The organism is Sutterella parvirubra YIT 11816, from assembly GCF_000250875.1.
Taxonomy (GTDB): domain Bacteria; phylum Pseudomonadota; class Gammaproteobacteria; order Burkholderiales; family Burkholderiaceae_F; genus Sutterella; species Sutterella parvirubra.
Genome location: NZ_JH604934.1, coordinates 1 through 2,022, shown reverse-complemented (window position 1 = coordinate 2,022; position 2,022 = coordinate 1). Strand labels below are relative to the sequence as shown.

At 64.7% G+C, this 2,022-nt stretch carries 2 protein-coding genes; both read right to left on the bottom strand.

The features are described from left to right. Window positions 1–162: 162 nt before the first annotated feature. Window positions 163–1,260 (bottom strand): adenosine deaminase family protein, encoded by a 1,098-nt coding sequence (locus tag HMPREF9440_RS03905; RefSeq protein ID WP_040763500.1) that lies wholly within the window; start codon window positions 1,258–1,260, stop codon window positions 163–165. Window positions 1,261–1,512: 252 nt separating this feature from the next. Beyond that, a partial coding sequence (locus tag HMPREF9440_RS03900; protein WP_008541710.1) for a formate/nitrite transporter family protein occupies window positions 1,513–2,022 on the bottom strand: 510 nt, incomplete at its 5' end.

Here is a 2,022-nt window from a genome sequence, read left to right as displayed (position 1 = left end):
CTGTTTTCGGGGTTTCTCTTGGGTTTTCAAGAGCTTCCGGCGCGTTTTCGCACGGGAGCAACCACTTCCCGCCCCATCGTTCCCCGCCAAGGAAAACGCCCGCCGGCGCCGTTCCTTCGAGGAACAGCCCGTACGGGCGTCGAATGCCGCAGGCCTGAAGCCTTACGCGAGGCCGCAGGCCTTCGCCTGACGGTCGAATTCGGGAAGCCAGGCGGCGCGCCAGGCGGCCTTCTCTTCCTCCGTCGTCCAGGCGGCGTCGATCGAGGCTTCGATCATCGCGCGCAGGTCCGCGATCGAGAAGTCGAGGAACTGGTACATGAGGCGCCAGGATTCCGCGACCGTGACGTGGTGCATCGTCGGGTCGTCCGAATTCGGATAGATGCGAAGACCCGCCTTCGCCATCGCGCGGGTCGGGTGACGTTCCGCCCACTCTTCGTCCGTGAAGGTGCGCAGGTAGTAGGAGTTGGTGGGCACCACGGAGAAGATGATCCCGCGCTTCGCATACTCGGCCATGAGTTCGGGCGCATCCGTGATCGTGTAGCCGTGGTCGATGCGGTCGGCGCCGCAGAGTTCCACCGCGGTTTCGACGTTCCGGAAGTGTTCGCCGAACTCGCCCGCGTGGATCGTGATCCCGAAGCCGGCTTCCTTCGCCAACCTGAAGGCCTTCCAGAAGTTTTCCGGTTCGTGGAGCGTTTCGCGGTAGTCGATCCCGAGACCGATCGTCTCGGGGGCGCGGTGCGCGATCATTTCTTCCACGAGTTCGACGGCGTCCTCAGGGGGCGCTTCGCGGTCGATCGCGGGAATGAGGCGGCCCTTGATGCCGAAGCGTTCTTCGGCAATCTTGAGACCCTCGATGATCGCGGCCTGACCGGCTTCAAAACCGTAGAAGTGCTTCAGACCCGTCCAGTTCCAGAAGAGTTCCGTGTAGAGAACGCCGTGGGAGCGCGCGCGTTCGCAGTGCTCGATCGTGATGCGCGTCAGCATCACCGGGTCCTTGAGGATGTGGGCTTCGAGCGCGCGGAAGATGCGCAGCACCCCCACGGGCTTCTCGCCGCGGGTGTAGAACTCGTTCACTTCCTCTTCCGTCACCGGCGCGCCCGATTCGCGCACGAGGTCGAGGAACGTTTCCTTCGAGATCGTGCCCAGAAGGTGGCAGTGAAGCTCCGCCTTGGGGAAGGTTTCAAAGAACGCGAGCTGCTCGTCGGTGAGCGGCTTCAGGAACGGGCTGTCGGGCACCATGCCGGGATTCGTTGCGCGCATCGGATGCGGTCTCCTTGGACGTCGGGGGGGGTGAGTGGGAAGGCGACATTGTGCCGCGTTCCGTTGGCCGACGCCTTCACCCGCGTCAAAGACCCGGGGAATCTTCCGGACCGTCGGAAGAAAATGCGGCCGAAAAGTCCTGATGCAGGCGCGGAGAAGACATCGGCCCGAACGTCGCCGTCCGGGCCGATGTCTGAATGGATTCGAAAGACGAGGGTCTGCGCCCCGCTTCGCAGGCTTCGCCTACTTCGCCTACTTCGCCGCCCTCTTGCCGTATGCCTGACGGTAGAGAAGCGCCAACCCCGCGCCCGCCACCGTGTTCCCGAGCGTGGCGGCGGAGAGGTTCACCCAAAGGGCCGAGAACTGAATGGCCTCCAGGTTGACGCCTTCGGGCGCGAAGCCCGAGGCCTTGAGCAAAAGCGCCATGGGAAGGAAGAAGAGGTTCGCGACGCAGTGCTCGAAGCCGAGCGCGACGAAGGCCGCGACCGGAAGGAGCACGCCCACGCAGCGGTCGGCGACGCTGCGGCCCGCGTAGGCCATCCAGACGCCCAAGCAAACGAGCAGGTTGCAGAGCACGCCCTTCCAGAAGACCGTCCACCAGGGGGCGTTCATCTTCCCGGCGGCGATCGTCATCAAGCCCACGCCCGCGGTGCCGGTTTCGGCGGCGTGCGAGAGCCAAACGACGAGTGCCAGCGCCACCGCCCCCAAGCCGTTTCCGACCCACACGCGCACCCAGTTCATGACGGTCTCGCCCCAGGAGAT